Below are 1,176 nucleotides of genomic sequence, written 5' to 3'. Positions count from 1 at the left end.
TAAGTAAGTCGGCGGGGAAATTTATAACTATGTAACGAAAAGTTAACCGTAGAGATTGGAGTTAAATTTAATACGTTGTATACTATAGTTTCCTTTTTCTCCTCTGGCTTGAACACCATCAATTACGGCATAGGCAAGTTCTAACTCGTCGTTAAACATTTTCCCTGCTAGTTCATCCTTTTTTAGGTGTTGCCATTCCAATTCAATCGGATTCATTTCGGAGCAATATTTGGGCAAAAAGAAGATGTACAAACCCATCTGTTCCCACTTTGACCATAACTGCTGCACCTGAAGACATCGATGTATCGGCCCGTTGTCCTGCACTATTACTCTGATGCGCCCTGTCTTTTGGACATCAGCTGCTTCTTGCTCCATCATCTGGATATAAGATTTTCTGTCAACACCACCAATAACCAAACCGTAAACAAAGCTTATTATTGGTTGAAGAAATCCAATAATACTTAATCTACGACCACGACGTTTACTTTGTTCTAGTCTTTTTTGCTCACCTCGGAAGTAATAGGTGTAACCAGGTTCGCTCCATGCACAAAAACCTGATTCATCTAAATACTTCAGGTCTATTTCTCCAGCAGCAGCAGCTAATTCCAGCATATCTAAGTCTGATTGCTTATTTTGCCGTATTACCGGGTCTTGTTTTCCTTTATGGCTTTTCCTTGTTCTTTTCCAAATGATCCCCTTTTTTTGAGTACCCGTCTTAACCTGTCGGGACTCAGTTTAATTTGGCGATCGCTCTCTAATTTTTGAGCTAATTGAAGACTGTTGTATGTGCGTGGTTCCTTTTTCAGGCATTCTGACAAAAAAACTATGTCTGATTCCTTGCACTTCGGTTTTCCCCCTCGACCCGGTTTTTCCCAAAGCCCTTGTATACCAAGCTTTTCCCATTTATGTAAAACTTCTCTCACTGTTTGTGGAGTCAAGTTAAAATGGGCGGCTATTTTTTCCACATACCAGCCATGTGCATTTAATCTGATGATCTCTGCTCGGTCTTTGACTTTCTGTGGTGCATCGGCAGTTCTTAGGTTTAATAGAGTTTTATCTTGATTGCCAGTCAAAAACACCCTTAAACGAGCTCCCATATCTTCGTCACCTCGGTAGATGCATTCTCAGTATTTACTTATCTTTACATAGTTTAGTTTTTTCGCGCCGACTTACTTA

General features: G+C 40.2%; 1 protein-coding gene. It reads right to left on the bottom strand.

Going from position 1 to position 1,176, the window contains the following annotated elements:
* Window positions 1-42: 42 nt before the first annotated feature.
* A protein-coding gene (locus ACM0OY_RS40375; protein ID WP_414574295.1) for an IS630 family transposase occupies window positions 43-1,097 on the bottom strand; the annotation gives its coding sequence in 2 pieces (ribosomal slippage) (window positions 43-702 and window positions 705-1,097; 1,053 coding nt in all).
* Between the last annotated feature and the right edge of the window lie 79 nt (window positions 1,098-1,176).

The organism is Nostoc sp. CCY 9925 (genome assembly GCF_963920935.1).
Taxonomy (GTDB): domain Bacteria; phylum Cyanobacteriota; class Cyanobacteriia; order Cyanobacteriales; family Nostocaceae; genus Nostoc.
The sequence above is the reverse complement of the archived record's forward strand: the minus strand, read 5'-3'. Positions and strand labels throughout refer to the sequence as shown.